Raw genomic sequence first — 17,775 nt, forward strand, 5'->3', positions numbered from 1 at the left:
ATGGTGATATCCACGTTCTTGGTTTCGCGCAGGAACAGGCCGCCGATCACCACCGACATCAGTGCGATCGCGATCGGGTACCACAGGCCGTAGTACAGGTTGCCGGTACCGGCCACCAGCGCGAACGAGATCGCCGGCAGGAAGCCACCGAACCAGCCGTTGCCGATGTGGTACGGCAGCGACATCGAGGTGTAGCGGATGCGGGTCGGGAACAGTTCGACCAGGTAGGCGGCAATCGGGCCGTAGACCATGGTCACGTACAGCACCAGCAGCCACAGCATGAAGATGGTGCCGGCAATGTTGATGCGCGCACCATCGGCCTTGGCCGGGTAGCCGGCAGAGGTCAGGGCGGTCTTCAGTTCCGCGCCGAACGCATCGGCCTTGGCCTTGCCTTCTTCCTTGGTCAGGCCGGCGGCCTCATACGAGGTGACGCTGGCGCTGCCCACATTCACCATCGCCAGCGAGCCGGCGGCGGCGGGCTGCACGTCGTACGGCACACCGGCCTTGGTCAGCGCAGCGGTGGCCACGTCGCAGGAGCTGGTGAACTTGCGCAGGCCCACCGGATCGAACTGGAACGAGCAGGTGGCCGGGTCGGCGACGACCAGTGCCGGCGAGCTGCTGCGGGCTTCTTCGATGGCCGGGTTGGCGAAGTGGGTCAGGCCCTTGAAGATCGGGATGTAGGTGATGGCCGCCAGCAGGCAGCCGGCCAGGATGATCTTCTTGCGGCCGATGCGGTCGGACAGCCAGCCGAAGAAGATGAAGAACGGCGTGCCCAGTGCCAGCGCTGCGGCGATCAGCAGGTAGGAGGTGGTGGCATCGACCTTCAGCATGCTGCTGAGGAAGAACAGCGCGTAGAACTGTCCGCCGTACCAGACCACGGCCTGGCCAGCCGCTGCACCGAGCAGGACCAGCAACATCAGCTTCAGGTTGCCGCCCTTCAGGCTGTCGCGGAACGGGGTCTTGGAGCCCTTGCCTTCAGCCTTCATCTGCTGGAACAGCGGCGATTCGCTCAGCTGCAGGCGGATCCATACCGAAATGCCCAGCAGCAGGATCGACACCAGGAACGGGATGCGCCAGCCCCAGGCCTCGAAGGCCTCGTTGCCCAGCGTCATGCGGCAGGCCAGGATGATCAGCAGCGACAGGAACAGGCCCAGCGTGGCGGTGCACTGGATGAAGCTGGTGTACAGGCCGCGCTTGTCGTCCGGCGCGTGCTCGGCCACGTAGGTGGCGGCACCGCCGTACTCGCCGCCCATCGCCAGACCCTGGGCCAGGCGCAGGATGATCAGGATCACCGGTGCGGCAAAACCGATCGATGCGTAGTTGGGCAGCACGCCGACCAGGAAGGTCGAGATGCCCATGATCAGGATGGTGACCAGGAAGGTGTACTTGCGGCCGATGCGGTCGCCGAGGCTGCCGAAGAAGGCCGCGCCGAACGGACGCACGAAGAAGCCGGCGGCGAACGCCAGCAGGGCGAAGATCATGCCCGTGGTTTCATTGACGCCACTGAAGAACTGCTTGGCGATGATGGCCGCGAGCGAGCCGTACAGGAAGAAGTCATACCACTCGAAGACCGTGCCGAGGCTCGAGGCGAAGATGACCTTCTTGTGGCCCTTGGTCAGGGTGCCCGCTTTATGTGCGGTGCTGGGTGTACTGGACATGGGACGCTTCCCCTCCGAAGCAATCGTTGTTGGTGGGTGCCGACCGTTGGTCGGCACTCAATTCGGTAGATGCCGACCTTGGCCGGCACCCCATCTCGGTAGGTGCCGGCCGCTGGCCGGCACGCTCTTAGAAGCTGTACTTCGTGGTGAACTGCAACCGGGTGATGTCACCCTTGTTGCCGTTCTCCACTTCGCGACGGCCATACATCAGCTCGGCGCCGATATCGACCTTGGGCAGCGGTGAATAGAAGATGTTGCCGCGGACGCTCTGCACGCTCTTGGTCACCAGCGGGCCGAGGATGCTGTCGTTGTCGTAGTCGCTGCGCGCGTAGATCAGGTTGGTGCGCAGCTTCGGCGAGAACGCATGCCGCCAGCCGACGTAGCCGGCCAGCACGCCGGTCGGGTTGAGCTCATCGCGGGCCACGTCGTAGGCGCTGTCGGCGGTGATGCCCAGGCCGATGTAGCGGGCGATGCCTTCGCCGCCGGTCAGCTGGTAGTGCAGCGAATCGCTGTCACCCATCACCCACTTGCCGCCCAGGGTCAGGCCGCCGGCCACCTTGTCGGCCTTCGCGCCGGTGACCTGGTTGTCGACCTTCAGCTGACGGACGATGCCGCCGACGCCGAAGGTGCCCCAGTCGCCCTTCCAGCCATAGCGCAGGGTCAGGTCGGGCAGGCTGCCACGGTCGGAGTTGGCGCTGGCGTTGGTCCAGGCACCGGTGACCGGGTTGCGGGTGCCGGTGAGGGTGGTGGTTTCCGGGTTTTCCAGTGCGACACTGAAGCCGCCCTGGGTGTAGCGCACCTGCGCCTGGCGCACGAAGATCACGCCGTCGGTGGGGCCGACGAAGTCGACCGCTTCGGGCAGTGCGGCCGCGTCCATGAAGTTGGACCAGGTCTGGCCGGCCAGCCAGTTGTTCCAGTACATGTAAGCGTGGCGCAGGGTCACGCCGTAGGTGTTGGTGGCGGTCTGGTTGCCCAGCGAGTTGCCGAAGAAGTCCATCTCGAAGAACGCACCGGCCTTGTTGCCCGATTCGCTGACGTTGTCGATGCCCAGGTTGAAGCGCGAGAACTTGGCATGGGCGTTGAAATCGGTGCCCGAGCGCTTGCCGCTGCCGCCAGCGCCTTCGACCGGGGTCTGGCCCGGCAGGTACAGCGAACGGCCGGTGGCGTCGTCGGCCAGCTGGCCATCGCTGGTCTGGGTGGCCAGGAAGTCGGCCTTGATGAAGCCGCCGATCTTGACCGTGGTGCCCGGCGCGGCGCCCGGGGTGAGGGTGGTGACCTGGATCGGCTGCTTGCCGGCCGGCACCTGTGCGACCGGCTTCTGCTCGGCCTGCACCGTGCGCACTTCGGTCACGGCCTGCTGGGTCTGGCTGATCTGGGTCTGTTGTTGTTGCTGCGAAGACAGCAGCAGCTGGACCTGGCGTTCCAGTTCGGCAACGCGTGCTTCCAGTGCCTTCTCTTTGGCGGTCTCTGCGAACGCCATGCCCGGTGCGACCAGGGCGACCAGCAGGCAGGCCGCCAAAGGTGTGCGCACGGCTTTCAACGTACGGTGGCTCATGTTGCCCTCTCTCCCAAGTGGCAAGGTGATGCCGCGCGTGGGGCACGGTCGAGCCGAGACTGCGGGGCGATTATGTATAGCGGCTATTCGCCATTGGTCGAACCCGGGCCTGCAAGGCGCTCACTTTCGACCATGGTCTAACCAGGGTGGTGACGCGGCCGGGGGTGGATGGGGCAAACTGAGGGGGATCGGTCGTTGCAATGCTGCGACCGCACATACAAAGTCAACGTGCAAGTGAGGGTGCCATGGCTGATATCTACCCCGTCGATCCGCAGTTCGCCGCCAAGGCACGCATCGACAAGAAGACCTATGAACAGCAGTACCAGGCGTCGGTGGCCGATCCGGATGGATTCTGGGGCAAGGCCGCCGAGCGCCTGCAATGGATGCGCAAGCCGACGAAGATCAAGAACGTCAGCTATGACCTGTCCGACTTCCGCATCAAGTGGTTCGAGGATGGCGAGCTCAATGCCAGCGTGAACTGCCTGGATCGCCAGCTGGAAACGCGCGGCGACAAGACCGCCCTGCTGTTCGAGCCGGACGGCCCGGATGCACCGGCCCAGCATGTGACCTATCGCGAGCTGTACGAGCGCACCTGCCGCCTCGGCAACGCGCTGCGCAACCTCGGCGTCAAGAAGGGCGACCGGGTCACCATCTACCTGCCGATGATCGTCGACGCCGCGGTGGCCATGCTGGCCTGCGCACGCATCGGTGCGATCCACTCGGTGGTGTTCGGTGGCTTCGCGCCGAACTCGATCGCCGACCGTGTCAGCGACTGCCAGAGCAAGCTGATCATCACCGCCGACGAAGGCCTGCGCGGTGGCCGCAGGATTCCGCTGAAGGCCAACGTCGATGCCGCGCTGAAGCTGCCGGGCACCAATACCGTGGAAACCGTGCTGGTGGTGCGCCACACCGGCGGTGCCGTGGACATGCAGGCCCCGCGCGACCGCTGGTTCCACGATGTGGTGGACAGCCAGCCGTCCACCTGCGAACCGGAACCCATGAACGCGGAAGACCCGTTGTTCATCCTCTACACCTCCGGTTCCACCGGCAAGCCGAAGGGTGTGCTGCACACCACCGGCGGCTACCTGCTGTATGCGGCCTACACCCATGAAGCGGTGTTCGACCTGCGCGAGGACGACATCTACTGGTGCACCGCCGACGTCGGCTGGGTCACCGGCCACAGCTACATCGTGTACGGGCCACTGGCCAACGGTGCGACCTCGCTGATGTTCGAAGGCGTGCCGAACTATCCGGACACCTCGCGCTTCTGGAACGTCATCGACAAGCACAAGGTGAGCATCTTCTACACCGCCCCGACCGCCATCCGTGCGCTGATGCGCGAGGGCGAGGAGCCGGTGAAGAAGACCTCGCGCGCGTCGCTGCGCCTGCTCGGCAGCGTGGGCGAGCCGATCAACCCGGAGGCCTGGCGCTGGTACTACGAGGTGGTCGGCGACAGCCGCTGCCCGATCGTCGATACCTGGTGGCAGACCGAGACCGGCGGCATCCTGATCTCGCCGCTGGCCGGTGCGATGGACCTCAAGCCGGGTTCGGCCACCCTGCCCTTCTTCGGCGTGCAGCCGGCGCTGGTCAATGCCGATGGCGAGATCCAGGACGGCCCGACCGAGGGCAACCTGATCATCCGTGATTCCTGGCCGGGCCAGATGCGCACGGTGTACGGCGACCACCAGCGTTTCATCGATACGTATTTCCGCACCTACCCGGGCAGCTACTTCACCGGCGACGGGTGCCGCCGCGACGAAGACGGCTATTACTGGATCACCGGCCGCGTCGATGACGTGATCAATGTGTCCGGCCACCGCATCGGCACCGCCGAAGTGGAAAGCGCGCTGGTCTCGCACCCGAAGGTGGCCGAGGCGGCCGTGGTCGGCTTCCCGCACGACGTCAAGGGCCAGGGCATCTACGCCTACGTCACCCTGGTGGCCGAAGAGGCCCCCAGCGACGAGCTGCAGAAAGAGCTGGTCGCGTGGGTGCGCAAGGAGATCGGCCCGATCGCCACGCCGGACCACCTGCAGTGGGCGCCGGGCCTGCCGAAGACCCGCTCGGGCAAGATCATGCGCCGCATCCTGCGCAAGATTGCCGAGAACGCGCCGGACCAGCTTGGCGACACCTCGACCCTGGCCGATCCGTCGGTGGTGGCCTCGCTGGTGGACGAGCGCAAGGTGCGCTGATGGCGTGACTGCGGGCGCAGAACGCGCCAGGGACGTGGCCGGGAGGAGGGACCCGGCCGTGTCCGACCCGTCCTGCACCTGCCATCACGTCGCTCTTTTTCCTGATCGATAAGCTCGACCCATGACCACCCTCCTGATTGCCGATGACCACCCGCTGTTCCGCGAGGCCCTGCGCGGGGCCGTGCAGCGGGTCATCCCCGGCGTGCAGTTGTTCGAGGCCGACAGCGTGGAAGCGCTGTACGCACTGGCCGACCAGCACAACGACGCCGACCTGGTCCTGATGGACCTCAACATGCCTGGCGCACAGGGTTTCAACGCGCTGGTGCACATGCGCTCGCTGCATCCGCACCTGCCGGTGGTGGTAGTGTCCGCGCGCGAAGAAGCCACGGTGATGCGCCGCGCGCTCGACCACGGTGCGCTCGGCTTCATTCCCAAATCGGCCGACTCGGACACCATCGGCCATGCGCTGGGCACCATCCTCGATGGCGAGACCTGGGCACCGCCGGAAGCGCACAACGTGCCGCCGACCGGCAGCGAAGAACGCGAAGTCGGCCAGCGCCTGCGCGAGCTGACCCCGCAGCAGTTCCGCGTGCTGCAGATGCTGGGCGCCGGGCGCTTGAACAAGCAGATCGCCTACGACCTCAACGTCTCCGAAGCAACGATCAAGGCCCACGTCACCGCCATCCTGCGCAAGCTCGGCGTGACCAACCGCACCCAGGCCGTGCTGATGGCCGGCAAGCTGGCGATCGACGACGACGCCATCGTACTGCCGCCGGAAGAAGACTGAAGGTGACGGACTGCGGAGCCGAGCATGGGCTCGGCTCTACAGACGTCATGATGCCCCTGTAGAGCCGAGCCCACGCTCGGCTGCTCTTTGCCTCAATACCAATCACTCCTCAAGCAACCATCGACTCCACACATAGGGGTATTCCCCGATGCGCGTGGCCAGTCCAGCACGCACGGGATTGGCCGCGATGTACATCGCCTGCGTGCGCAGGCACTCATCGCCGCGCAGCGCATGGTCGTAGTATCCCGGCTGCCAGATCGGCGTGTTGGCATCAGCGCGCCTGCCGATGGAACGCCCGCTCCGTGATTTGAGGATCTGCATGCAGCCGGCAAGCGTGCCGGTACGGAGTTCGAACAGCCAATGCAGATGATCCGGCATCACCACCCAGGCGAGGGAGGAGGTCCGCCCCGTTCGCTCTACGGTGCGCAGCGCTTCGATCAGCAGATCGACGTTGGCCTTGTCGTCGAACCAAGGACGGCGTGCGCGTGTCACAGCCGTGATCGCGTAGACATTGCCGGTCTGCGACCAGCGACCAAAGCGGAGTGCAGGACTGGCCATGCGAAGAGGCTATGGCACGCATGACAGCCCTTCCATCAGTGCATCACCGCAATGCTTGTCAGCCAACACCCTGATGTAGAGCCGAGTCCATGCTCGGCTGCCATGCAAAGCAGCCGAGCGTGGGCTCGGCTCTACAGATTTCCCTGCTTACCCCACGCCGTGCAGGTGTTCGTACAGGATCGTCGCGCCGATGATCATCAGGATCACGCCGCCGATGATCTCGGCACGCTTGCCGACCATGCTGCCCAGCACGCGGCCGAGCATGATGCCGACGGTGACCATCGTCAGCGTGCACAGACCGATGACCGCCGCCATCACGCCGATATGCACGTCCATGAAGGCCAGGCCGATGCCCACGGCCATCGCGTCGATGCTGGTGGCGAAACCGGTCAGCGCCAGCTTCCAGAAGCCGTGGTGCTGCGAAGGGTCTTCGTCTTCCTCGGCACTGTCCGGGCGCAGGCCGTTGTAGATCATGTGGATGCCCAGCGCACCGAGCAGGCCGAAGGCGATCCAGTGGTCGAATGCTTCCACGTACTGCAGGGCGGCACGGCCGAGCAACCAGCCGATGATGGGCGTGATCGCCTCGATGACGCCGAAGATGATGCCGGCCCGCAGTGCATCGCGGAACACCGGCTTGCGCATGGCCGCACCCTTGCCGATCGCCGCAGCGAAGGCATCGGTGGACATGGCAAAGCCGATCAGGAGGATCGAAATGGGGGACATGGACAGCGGCTGAGGTCGGGCTAGGACGGACGCACGGCCTGCGCTCGCGCCCAACCTGACGTTGCGCGCGCGGGCCGCTGGTCTCGCCAACCATCATGGTTGTCCACGCCACGGCGCACTGGCCGAGTATGTTGACGTGGACGATTCCTGCGAAGGAATCCGGCTACTCCCCAAGGGGACGCGAAGCTTAGCATCGCGATTCGCGCGTGGCGCATTTCCAGCGAAACGCGCAGGCAGGGCTGGTTTGTATAGCGATGGCTATATCGGCGCCGTGCAGCGCGCGGAAGCCGAGCATAGGCTCGGCTCTACAGTTGCCAATCAGGCGTCGCTATTGCCGGCGTCGCGCAGCGCGCCGAGGAAGGCGCGCAGCGAGGCCGGCTTGATCGGCTTGGTCAGCACGCGGTAGCCGCGTTCGCGCGCCATCCGCTTCAGTTCGTCGCGACCATCGGCGGTCAGCAGCGCACCCGGCAGCGGGTAGCCGGCCGCCTCGCGCAGCGCCACCAGCGCATCCAGGCCATCCATGCGGTCGTGCAGGTGGTAGTCCACCAGCATCACCTGCGGGCGCTCGGCGATCTTCTCCAGCGCCTGGTCGACGGTGGCGGCAGTGATCACCTGCACCTGCCAGCGGCCGAGCAGCGCGCGCATGCCGTCGAGGATTTCCTCGTCGTTGTCCACGCACAGCACCCGTAGGCCCGCCAGCGAATCGCTGCGCACCGGTGTGGCCACGGCCTGGGTCGCCTTGGCAGGCTCGGTGTAGCCGGGCAAGGGCGCAACCCGTGGCAGGATGATCGAGAACATCGAACCCTTGCCGACCCGGCTGCGTGCGTTCAACCGATGATCGAGCAGGCGCGAGATACGCTGGCATATCGACAGGCCCAGGCCCAGACCCTGCTCTCCCCAGTCGAACGGCTGCTGGTAGCGGTGGAACTCGTCGAAGATCTGCCGCATATGGTGTTCGGGAATGCCCGGGCCGGTATCCCATACCTGCAGCTCCACTTCGTCGCCACGCTGGCGCACCGCCAGCACGATGCGCCCCTGGCGGGTGTAGCGCAACGCGTTGGCCAGGAAATTCTGCAGCACGCGGCGCAGCAGGCGGCGATCACTGCGCACCCACGCCGGGCGCGCGAACAGGTCCAGGCGCAGGCCACGACCGGCGGCGACCGGCGTGTACTGCGCCGCCAGTTCGCGCATCAACGCACTCACGTCGAACTCGCCGATCACCGGGTGCAGGCCACCGGCATCCAGCCGCGACACGTCCAGCAGGCCATCCAGCAGTTCTTCGGCCGCGCGCAGCGACGCATCCACGCGTTCGGCCAGGTGCTTCTGCTCATCGCTCACGTGGTCGCTGTCACGCAACGCCGAAGCGAACAGGCGCGCGGCGTTCAGCGGCTGCAGCACGTCGTGGCTGATCGCCGCCAGGAAGCGCGTCTTCGACTGCTGTGCGACCTCGGCCTCATGCGAGCGCTCGGCCACGCGCTGTTCCAGCGTCTCGTTGGCTTCAAGCAGCGCCTTTTCGGCGTGCTTGTAGTCGGTGATGTCGTTGTAGCTGGTCACGTAGCCGCCGCCGGGCAGCGCCTGGCCGCGCATCTCGATCACCTTGCCGTCGCTGCGGGTGCGCTCGAACACGTGCGGCGAACCGGCGCGCATGTAGCCGATGCGGCGGTTGATCTGTACTTCGATATCGCCCTCGCCCAGCTCGCCGCGCTCGGCGTTGTATCGGATCAGGTCGGCCACCGGGCGGCCCACGTAGAGCATGCCGTCGGGGTAACCGAACATGTCCTGGTAGCGGCGGTTCCACGCGGTCAGGCGCATGTCCGGATCGACCACGCTGACCCCGGCGCTGATGTTCTCCAGCGTGGTCGACAGGATCTCGCGGTTGAAGCGCAGTTCCTGCCCGGCTTCGTCCAGTACCGCCACCACTTCACCCAGGTCCATGCCCGAGCCACGCAGCAGGCTGGTGAGCAGCAGGCGCGCCGATGCCGCACCAATCGAGGCGGCCAGCAGCCGTTCGGTGAACTGTACCCAGGGGCGGTCCGCAGGCGCCGAGGACTGAAGCTCGCGCCCCAGCGACTGTGCCTGCTCGAAAAACGAACGCCGCGCGTGGCGCTCTCCGACCACGCGCGAGGCCAGTGCCAGCAGGTCGCCCACATGCACGTGGCCGGGCCAGCCGCCGGCCACCGACGGGCGCTCGGCGTAGGGGTCGAGGAACGGCGCGGCGCGCAGCCGCTCGTCCACACCGGGGCGCCAGCGCGCGGACACCAGCATCATCGTCGCCGCGTTGACCAGCAGCGACCAGAACGTGCCGTGGGTCAGCGGATCCCAGCCGGTCATGCCGAACAGCTGCTGCGGACGCAGCCACTCGATGCCGAACGGACCGTGCTGCACCCAGGCGGCATCAACCCAGCCGGCCATGGTCATCGCCGGCAGCAGCAGCGTGTACAGCCAGGTCGCGAAGCCGAGCAGCATGCCCATCTCGACGCCGCGACGGCTGGCGCCACGCCAGTACAGGCCGCCGATCAGGCCGGGCGCGAACTGCGCTACCGCCGCGAACGCCATCAGGCCGTACGAGGCCAGCGTGCTGTCGTTGCTGCTGGTGCGGTAGTAGCTGTAGGCCATCAGCGCCAGCAGCAGGATCGCCAGGCGGCGGATCCACAGCACGCGCGAGGCAACGTCGGCCGCCTCCTGGTGGTCGCCGCTGCGACGCAGCAGCACCGGCATCACCAGGTCATTGCTGACCATGGTGGCCAGCGCGATGGACGACACGATGACCATGCCGGTGGCCGCCGAAAAGCCGCCCACGTACGCGATCAGCGCCAGTGCGTTGCGGCCCTCGGCCAGCGGCAGGGCCAGCACCATCGAGTCGTCGGCGACGCTGCCGCCGGTGCCGAACAGGGTCACGCCGGCGGTGGCGATCGGCAGCACCATGCCCGAGATCAGCACCAGGTAGCCGCCGAACATCCAGCGCGCGCGGCGCACGTCGCGCACATCGCCGCACTCGACCACGGCCACGTGGAACTGGCGCGGCAGGCAGATGATGGCGAGGAAACTGAGCAGGGTCTGCGAGATGAAGCCCACCGGCGGCAGGCCGGTGAACAGCGTATGCACTGACTCGACCACCGCGTCGGTGCGGTTGCTCAGCCAGAGGTAGGCGAACACGCCCACGGCCAGCATCGCCAGCAGCTTGATCACCGATTCGAAGGCGATCGCCAGCATCATGCCGTGGTGGTGCTCGGTGGCATCGACCTGGCGGGTACCGAACAGGGTGGCGAACAACGCCATCAGCAGCGCAACGTACAGCGCGGGATCGGTGAAGAAGCCGGTCGGGCCGGTGTTGCCGGTCAGGACCTGCAGGCTCATCGCCACCGCTTTGTACTGCAGGGCCAGGTACGGAATGATGCCGATCAGCGCGATGATCGCCACCAGCGCCGCCAGCCGCCGCGAGCGGCCGAAGCGCGAGGAGATGAAATCAGCAATGGAGACCACGTTCTGGCTGCGCGCGATCAGCGCCAGGCGCTCGATGATGCGCCAGCCGAACAGCAGCAGCAGCAACGGGCCGATGTAGATCGGCAGATAGCCCACGCCATTGCGCACAGCGGTGCCGACCGCGCCGTAGAAGGTCCACGACGAGCAGTACACGGCCAGTGCCAGGCTGTAGACCACCGGCCGCAGCCACGGCCGGTCGGGATACATCGGCCGACGGTCGCCCCACCACGCCACGCCGAACAGCAGCGCAGCATAGGCAACCGAGACCAGCAGCAGGATCCAGCTGGAGACCACGCGCGCGTTTCCGTCAGGACAGGGGTCAGTAGATCACGACCGCTGGTCGTGCGGGTAGGTCATGGCGGTGGGTCACGACCGTTGGTCCGTCTGGTGGGTCACGACCGTTGGTCGTGACGGGGACATCCGTGCCCACTGACAGTGGGCACCTACCGGGAATCAATGGGCACCCACCAGGAAGCGGTGGGCGCCTGCCAGGTACCGGTTTAATGGGCCGGCACGCCCATTTCCTTCAGCAGCTCGGGTGCCGGGTAGACCTTGGCCAGCAGCCAGCGCAGGTAGCGCATGTCCACGTGCACGGCGCGCTTGTAGCGCGGGTCGAACCACCAGCTGGCGCTGACCGATTCCCAGTTGCTGTCGAAGTTCAGGCCGATCAGTTCGCCCTTGGCGTTGAGCACCGGCGAGCCGGAGTTGCCGCCGGTGGTGTCCAGGTTGGTCAGGAAGTTGACCGTCTGGGTCTTCAGCGCCGGGTCGGCGGTGCTGCCGAAGTCACCCTTGGCGATCGCGGCCAGCAGCGGCTTGGGTGCGTCGAACGGATAGGCGTTGGTGTTCTTCTCGACGATGCCGGCCACGGTGGTCACCGGCGAGTAGGTCACGCCATCGCGCGGGTGCAGTGCCTCGACCCTGCCGTAACTGATGCGCAGGGTGCGGTTGGCATCCGGGTACACGGCGCGGCCCTGCTTGGCACGCCAGGCGAACAGCGCCTGCATGTACGCCGGGCGCAGGCGCAGCTGCTCGCCTTCGCGGGTCTTGCTCTCGTTTTCGATGCGCAGCTGCGCGGCCACCAGCGGGCCGGCCACGGCGATCAGCGGATCGGCGGCCAGGGCCTTGCCTTCGCGTGCGGCGGCAAAGCGCGACAGGCGCTGCGCCTCATCGCCCAGCTGGGTTCCGGCGTACAGGGTGTCCAGCGCCGTGGCCAGCTGCTGCGGGGTGCGGCCGAAGGCCGCGTCGAACTCGGCCACGCGCTGCGCGTCCGGCAGCCGCTGGTAGCGGGTCAGCAGGGTGGTCAGCAGGGCCTTCTCGACCTCCGGCGCGTAGCGGCGCTGGACCTGCTTGAGCACGCCTTCGATCATCGCCTGGTCGCGCTGCTGGTAACCGCTCTCGCGCTGCGCGTCAGGCTTGGCCGATTCGATGCGCAGGCGCTCCAGCAGCAGCGCAGAGCGCAGCAGCTGGCTCTGCGCGGCGATCTGGTCCAGCAGCAGGTCACGCTCGCCCACCGCCGCGCCCTGCGACAGGTTGGCCAGCAACGCCTTGATGTCGCCCTGGTACTTGCGGTCGGTCGCGGCCAGCATCGCGGTCTCGTCGGCGGCACGCTGGGCCTTGGCGTCGCTGCGCAGCAGGCCTTCCAGTTCGCCAGCGGCGCGCTTGCGGTTGTTCTTCAGCGACTGCAGCTGCGAGGCATAGCGGGTACGCGCCTGCGCGTCCTTGGCGGTGGCGGCCTCGATGGTGTCGATCATCTGCTGGAACACCGACACGCGGCGCGGCAGCACGGCATCGATCTGGCCGGCGAATTCGGCCGCGGTGCGGTGGCGATAGGTGATGCCCGGGTAACCGGCCAGCATCGCGTAATCGCCTTCCTTCGGGCCTTCCACCGACATCTGCAGGTGCGCCGGTGCCTGGTAGGGCACGTTGTCCTTGCTGTAGGCGGCCGGCTTGCCGTCCTTGCCGACATAGGCGCGCAGCAGGGTGAAGTCGCCGGTGTGGCGCGGCCACATGAAGTTGTCGATCTCGTCGCCGTAGTTGCCGATCGCGCGCGGCGGCGCGTACACCAGGCGCACGTCGCTCAGTTCCAGCTGGGCGATGCGATAGAAATCGGTGCCGTAGTACATGTTGGCCACCGAGCAGCGCACGCTGCCGTCCTTCTCGCACTCGGCCACGATCTGCTTGCTGGCCGCATCAACCGCATCGAAGTAGGCGCGGCCGGTCTTGCCACGGGCCTGCGCCAGCACCTGGTCGGTCACCTTGTCGAAGCCGACGGTGACCAGCACGCGGAAGTCCGGGTTGGCCGGACGCTCGTCGGCACGGTCCTTGGCGATGAAGCCACCGTTGATCAGGTCGTGCTCGGGCGAGCTGTTGTACTGGATCACGCCCATCGCCACGTGGTGGTTGGTCAGCAGCAGGCCGTCGGCGGACACGAACGAACCGGTGCCGCCACCGGCACGCACCACCGCGCTCAGCGGCGGCGCAGTGACGTTGGCCAGGTCGGCCGGATTGCCCTTGAAGCCTGCGGCCTGCAGCGACTTGGCCAGTTCCGGCAGCTGGGTCGGCATCCACATGCCTTCGTCGGCGTGAGCACCGGCGGCGAGGGTCAGGCCCAGGGCCAGGGCGGTGGGAAGGGCTTTGCGTGGTGACATGAGGCAATCCGGTACGACAGAACAGCCCGGGACCATAGCCGCTGGGGCCGCATGGGGCAACGGCTGATGGTTGGGGGCACGTACCTGTAGAGCCGAGCCCACGCTCGGCTGCTCTTCTGCCCGCCCCACCTTCCCACGCTGCGCGCGGAAGCCGAGCATGGCTCGGCTCTACAGGGATGCCACGGCGGGTTACTTCTCCCGCCGCCAGTTGATCGACCCACGGTTTTCCACCGTGCTCGACTCCACTTCCACATCAAACCCGCGGCGCAGCAGGTACTTCAGCGTGATCACCGAACCTGCGCCCACCAGCGACACGCCGTAACCCACGTACAGCTTGGGCGAGATGTACTTGCCGACGCCGATCACCGAGCCGCCCAGCGCGCGCGACTGGCTCACGCCGGCATCGTCCAGGCCCAGCTTGGCACCCAGCTGCGACGCCAGCAGGCCACTGCCGGCCGAGAGCGCCGCCGAGGCCGCGTTGACCTGCTGCGCCTGGTCGCTGCTGGCGCCGGTCAGGCTGCGTCCCAGAACCAGATAGGCCAGTGCCTCGGACTGCGACATCGCAGGATCGGACCACACGTCGGCACGCGGTTGCTGGGCACGCCCGGTCACGTCGATGCCGGCGGTGACATCACCGATCCGTCGCTCGGCACGGATGTTGATGCGCGGGTCGGACACCGCGTTGTAGTTCCAGTTGAGGTTGCCGCGGGTGATGGTCAGGTCCTGCCCGTACGCCTTGTAGCGGCCGCTCACTTCCAGGCCGCCATTGGCGGTCATTTCGCGGCCGGGCTTGGCCCAGACCTGCATCTTGCCGGTCAGCGCGCCCTTCAGGCCGAACCCGGTCATCTTCACCTTTTCGCCGAGGCTGACGGTCAGGTCCATGTCCAGCGGCGAGGTGCGCGACTCTTCCGGATCAGCCGGATCCAGCACGACCACGTCTTCGGACACCGAGGTGCCACGGTCCAGGCGCTCCAGGTCGATGTCGGCCTCGGGCACGTGGACGGTACCGCGCAGCTCCATCGCTGCCTTGGCCAGGGTGAAGTCGAGGTTGGGGTTGGCGACGATGCGCAGTTCGCTGGTGTTGGACAGCAGCACGTTCTCGCCGTGGATCTTCAGCTGCAAGGGCTGCGCATCACCGAACCACGACAGGCCACCGTCCACGTACAGCGTGCCCTGGCCGGAGTTGGCCTGCGCGGTGATCTTGGCTGAACCGTCGGGCTGGGCCACGAAGCTGCCCTTGCCCTGGTCGAAGGTCAGGCCCAGCGCGGGGAATTCGCCCTTGAAGTTGCTCAGCTGCGCGTCGCCACCCAGCGACGGCTGCCCGCGCGTACCGCGCAGGCTCACGTGGCCCTCGATCAGGCCGGTCGGGCGCACGATGTCCGGCGAGAACAGCTCCAGCCAGTACAGCCGCGACATGTTCAGATAGAGCTCACCGTTCAGTGGTGCACTGGCTTCCCAGCCGGTCTGCATCTTCGCGTCGACGAAGCCGTTGCCCTGGAAGCCCATGCCCAGGTAGCCCTTGATGCTGGACGGGGTCATGTCGAGCTTCAGCGAGAACTGGTCATAGCGCACCAGTTCGCCGCGGGTGGTATCGCCCACGGTGTTGCGGTTCTCGCCCAGGCGCACGCCGCCTTCCTTCGAGCGCACTTCCACATGGCCTTCCCAGGCCGCGCCACGCGGGCGGATCTGCGCGTCCAGGCTGACGTCGCCGCGCAGATAGATGCGGCGGCCGGACTGCGGCGGCAGCCACGGCTGCACCAGCGCCAGCGGCAGCGCGTCACTGCGCACCACCAGGCCTTCGCGCGGCCAGTTGGCCTGTGCGCACAGCGCGCCGCTGCTGGCGGCGGCCAGGCAGGCTTCGGACAGGGTGTAGGTGCTGCCGTTGATCGCGAACGCCGCCGGTGCACGCAGCGACCACGCATCACCCTTCACCGGTGCGATGCGCAGCGAGGCCAGCTCGCCGCGCCACTGCGTGCCCTGCTGGCGCACGCTGCCCTGCAGCTCGATCGCCCCCATCTCGTTGCGGGTCTGCGCAGCCAGGCGCAGGTTGGAGACACTGCCCTGCGCATCCACGTTCAAGCGCTCCAGCAGCATGCCCGCGTTGACCTGCTGGCCCTGGATCGCCAGCGTGCCGCTGTCGCCGCGCCACGGCAGGCGGCCCTTGATGCTCACGCTTTCGGCGCCGTAGCCGTCCCAGTTGAGGTTGTTGCCGACCAGGTCGGCGGTGATGTCCGGCGCGTCGCGCGGGCCCTTCACCTGTACCTGGCCACGCAGGCCACCATCGGCACCCGGCAGCAGATCGCTCAGCTGCAGCGGTTCGAAACGCGCATCGATATCGAGGCGGTCGCCGACCTTGCCCGACGCGGTCACCCGGCTGCTGCCCAGCGACAGCTTCAGGTCGCCCTGGCCCTGCGCGCCCTGCAGCGCGAACTTTCCCTGCGCATCGAGATTGCGCTGGCGCAGCACGCCCTTCAGCGACGGCAGATCGACCGTGGCTTCCAGTGTGCCGGTGGTACCCGGCGGTGCGTTTGCCGGCGGCGGCAGTTGCCGTCCCTTCGAAGCCAGGTTGCCGGACAGCCGGCCGTTCCAGCCCGGCACGAAGTAGCCAGGGTCGAAGTCCTTCAGCGTGGCCTTGGCATCCCAGTCCAGCTGCGGTGCCCACGCCACCTGGCCTTCCACCTGCAGCTGTCCACCCGGCGTCTGCGCCTGCAACTGGTGGATCGACGCGGCCTGGTCGTTGCCGCGTACGTCGAAGCGCAGCTGGGCCTTCTGCTTTTCGCGTTCGACATCGGCGCGGCCGATCGCCGCCCAGGCCTTCAGGGTACCGGCCAGGCCGAAGCGTGCTTCCTTCAGGGTGACCGGCACCGGTGCGCTGCCGGCGGTGTTCGGGTCCGGTGCCGGCACCCAAGTCAGGTCACGCGCGACCACCGAGAAGTTGAGCTTCTGCTGGTCTTCCTGACTGAAATCGGCGGTACCTTCCAGCCGCGCCTCACCGCCAAGGCCCTTCACCAGCAGCGGTGAGACCTTCAGCACCTGGTCCTGCAATGACACCACCGACGGTGCCAGTTCCAGTTCCTGATCGCCCTGCTTTACCTTGCCACGCAGGTTGGCATTGCCGCCCTTGCCGGCGGCGGTGAAGTCCAGCGACAACGGCGCGATCGCCGAGCTCGCCAATGCTGGCGACAGCAGCGCCAGATCCAGCTCGTCGCTGCGCACGCTGGCGTTCCAGGTCGGGTCGGTGCGGCCATCGAACACCAGCATCGCGTGCAGTGGCTTCGGCGCGCGCCCGGCTACGGCCACTTCCATGTGCGACAGGTCTCCGCGGGCGACCAGGCCCACCGTGGCGGCCGTGCGCCCACGCGGTGCCGGCAGCACGGCAGTGACGGTCACGTCGGTGTCGTAGTCCTTGGCCGGGATGTAGCGACCCTGGGCGGTGAAGTTGCCCATGTCGCTGTCCACCACCAGCCTGCGTGCCTGGAACTCGCCATTGGCGATCTCGATGCCACCACGCACGCGACTGATGTCGATCACCGGCTCGTTGGCCTGGCTGATGCGGAAGCCGTCGATGGCAATGGCGTCGGCCTGGATCGCCAGCGGCATCTCGATCTGCGGCAGCGAATCGGGCCACGACGGCAGCTTGAACGGCTCATCGCTCTTGGCCAGGTTCAACGTCGCGTTGCTCAGCTCCAGCTTGTCCAGCAGCAGCTTGCGGCCCAGCAGCGGGCGCAGGTCCGGCTCCAGGTAGGCGCGCTCGGCGTGGAAATGGATGTCGTCGTAACGGAAGTCGACGTTGTACAGGGTCAGCGGCCCTGCCACCGGGCCGTCCACCTTGTCCCAGGTGAAGCTGGCACCCACCGGGAGGCGCGCCACCACCTGGGCCAGCAGTACGTCACGGCCGGCCACGGTCTGCAGCAGCCAGTACACCGCCAGCAGGGCCAGCAGCACCAGGCCCAGCACGCCCACGCCGGACCAGGCCCAGAAGCGGCGGCGGCGGTAGAAACGCACGCGCGGCGGCCTGTTCGGAGTCGGTGCGGGGGCACTCACAGGTCCGCTCCGATGTTGAGGTACAGCTGGAACTGCGAATCCGGGTTGTTCAGGCCGTGCGCGATATCCACCCGCACCGGGCCCACCGGCGATTTCCAGCGCACGCCGAAGCCGACGCCGGTATGCAGGT

Annotated in this window: 10 protein-coding genes and 1 riboswitch; of the genes, 2 read left to right on the forward strand and 8 right to left on the reverse strand. The window is 67.1% G+C overall.

Translation table 11 applies throughout. The annotated features are described in order from the left end of the window. Together ACTXG9_RS19185 and ACTXG9_RS19190 are read right to left on the reverse strand one after the other, a co-directional pair. On the reverse strand, positions 1-1,658 hold a 1,658-nt coding region (locus ACTXG9_RS19185), incomplete at its 3' end, for an MFS transporter (RefSeq protein WP_457654815.1). Positions 1,659-1,785: 127 nt separating this feature from the next. After that, the gene (locus ACTXG9_RS19190; protein WP_111098069.1) at positions 1,786-3,213 is read right to left on the reverse strand and encodes a DcaP family trimeric outer membrane transporter; all 1,428 of its coding nucleotides are present in this window, start codon (positions 3,211-3,213) and stop codon (positions 1,786-1,788) included. 245 nt (positions 3,214-3,458) lie between these two features. On the opposite strand from ACTXG9_RS19190, the gene acs reads away from it, so the two are divergent. Both acs and ACTXG9_RS19200 read left to right on the forward strand, forming a co-directional pair. After that, positions 3,459-5,402, forward strand: a complete 1,944-nt coding sequence (acs, locus tag ACTXG9_RS19195; protein ID WP_111098070.1) for an acetate--CoA ligase — start codon at positions 3,459-3,461, stop codon at positions 5,400-5,402. A gap of 121 nt (positions 5,403-5,523) precedes the next feature. Next, positions 5,524-6,189: a response regulator transcription factor gene (locus ACTXG9_RS19200; protein ID WP_006477308.1), complete on the forward strand. Its 666-nt coding sequence runs from the start codon at positions 5,524-5,526 to the stop codon at positions 6,187-6,189. Between the two features lie 102 nt (positions 6,190-6,291). Here ACTXG9_RS19200 and ACTXG9_RS19205 read toward each other — a convergent pair whose 3' ends face one another. From ACTXG9_RS19205 to ACTXG9_RS19230, 6 genes are all read right to left on the reverse strand, one after another. Next, entirely contained in the window at positions 6,292-6,747 is a 456-nt protein-coding gene (locus ACTXG9_RS19205; RefSeq protein ID WP_456115823.1) for an REP-associated tyrosine transposase, read from the reverse strand. A gap of 147 nt (positions 6,748-6,894) precedes the next feature. Continuing rightward, positions 6,895-7,470 carry a manganese efflux pump MntP gene (locus ACTXG9_RS19210; RefSeq protein ID WP_111098073.1) on the reverse strand — a complete coding sequence of 192 codons (576 nt, stop codon included), beginning with the start codon at positions 7,468-7,470 and terminating at the stop codon, positions 6,895-6,897. An 88-nt stretch (positions 7,471-7,558) separates the two neighbouring features. Further along, positions 7,559-7,648: riboswitch (yybP-ykoY riboswitch) on the reverse strand. A 140-nt stretch (positions 7,649-7,788) separates the two neighbouring features. Next, positions 7,789-11,247 (reverse strand): hybrid sensor histidine kinase/response regulator, encoded by a 3,459-nt coding sequence (locus tag ACTXG9_RS19215; protein WP_021203539.1) that lies wholly within the window; start codon positions 11,245-11,247, stop codon positions 7,789-7,791. 206 nt (positions 11,248-11,453) lie between these two features. Further along, complete coding sequence (locus tag ACTXG9_RS19220) at positions 11,454-13,601, reverse strand: S46 family peptidase (RefSeq protein ID WP_456115822.1); 2,148 nt, start codon at positions 13,599-13,601, stop codon at positions 11,454-11,456. 189 nt (positions 13,602-13,790) lie between these two features. Beyond that, positions 13,791-17,645: a translocation/assembly module TamB domain-containing protein gene (locus ACTXG9_RS19225; protein WP_233653523.1), complete on the reverse strand. Its 3,855-nt coding sequence runs from the start codon at positions 17,643-17,645 to the stop codon at positions 13,791-13,793. Continuing rightward, the coding region (locus ACTXG9_RS19230) for a BamA/TamA family outer membrane protein (RefSeq protein WP_457654816.1) at positions 17,642-17,775 on the reverse strand (134 nt) is incomplete at its 5' end. The genes ACTXG9_RS19225 and ACTXG9_RS19230, both read right to left, overlap by 4 nt.

It is taken from the genome of Stenotrophomonas maltophilia group sp. LNF247, from assembly GCF_054083135.1.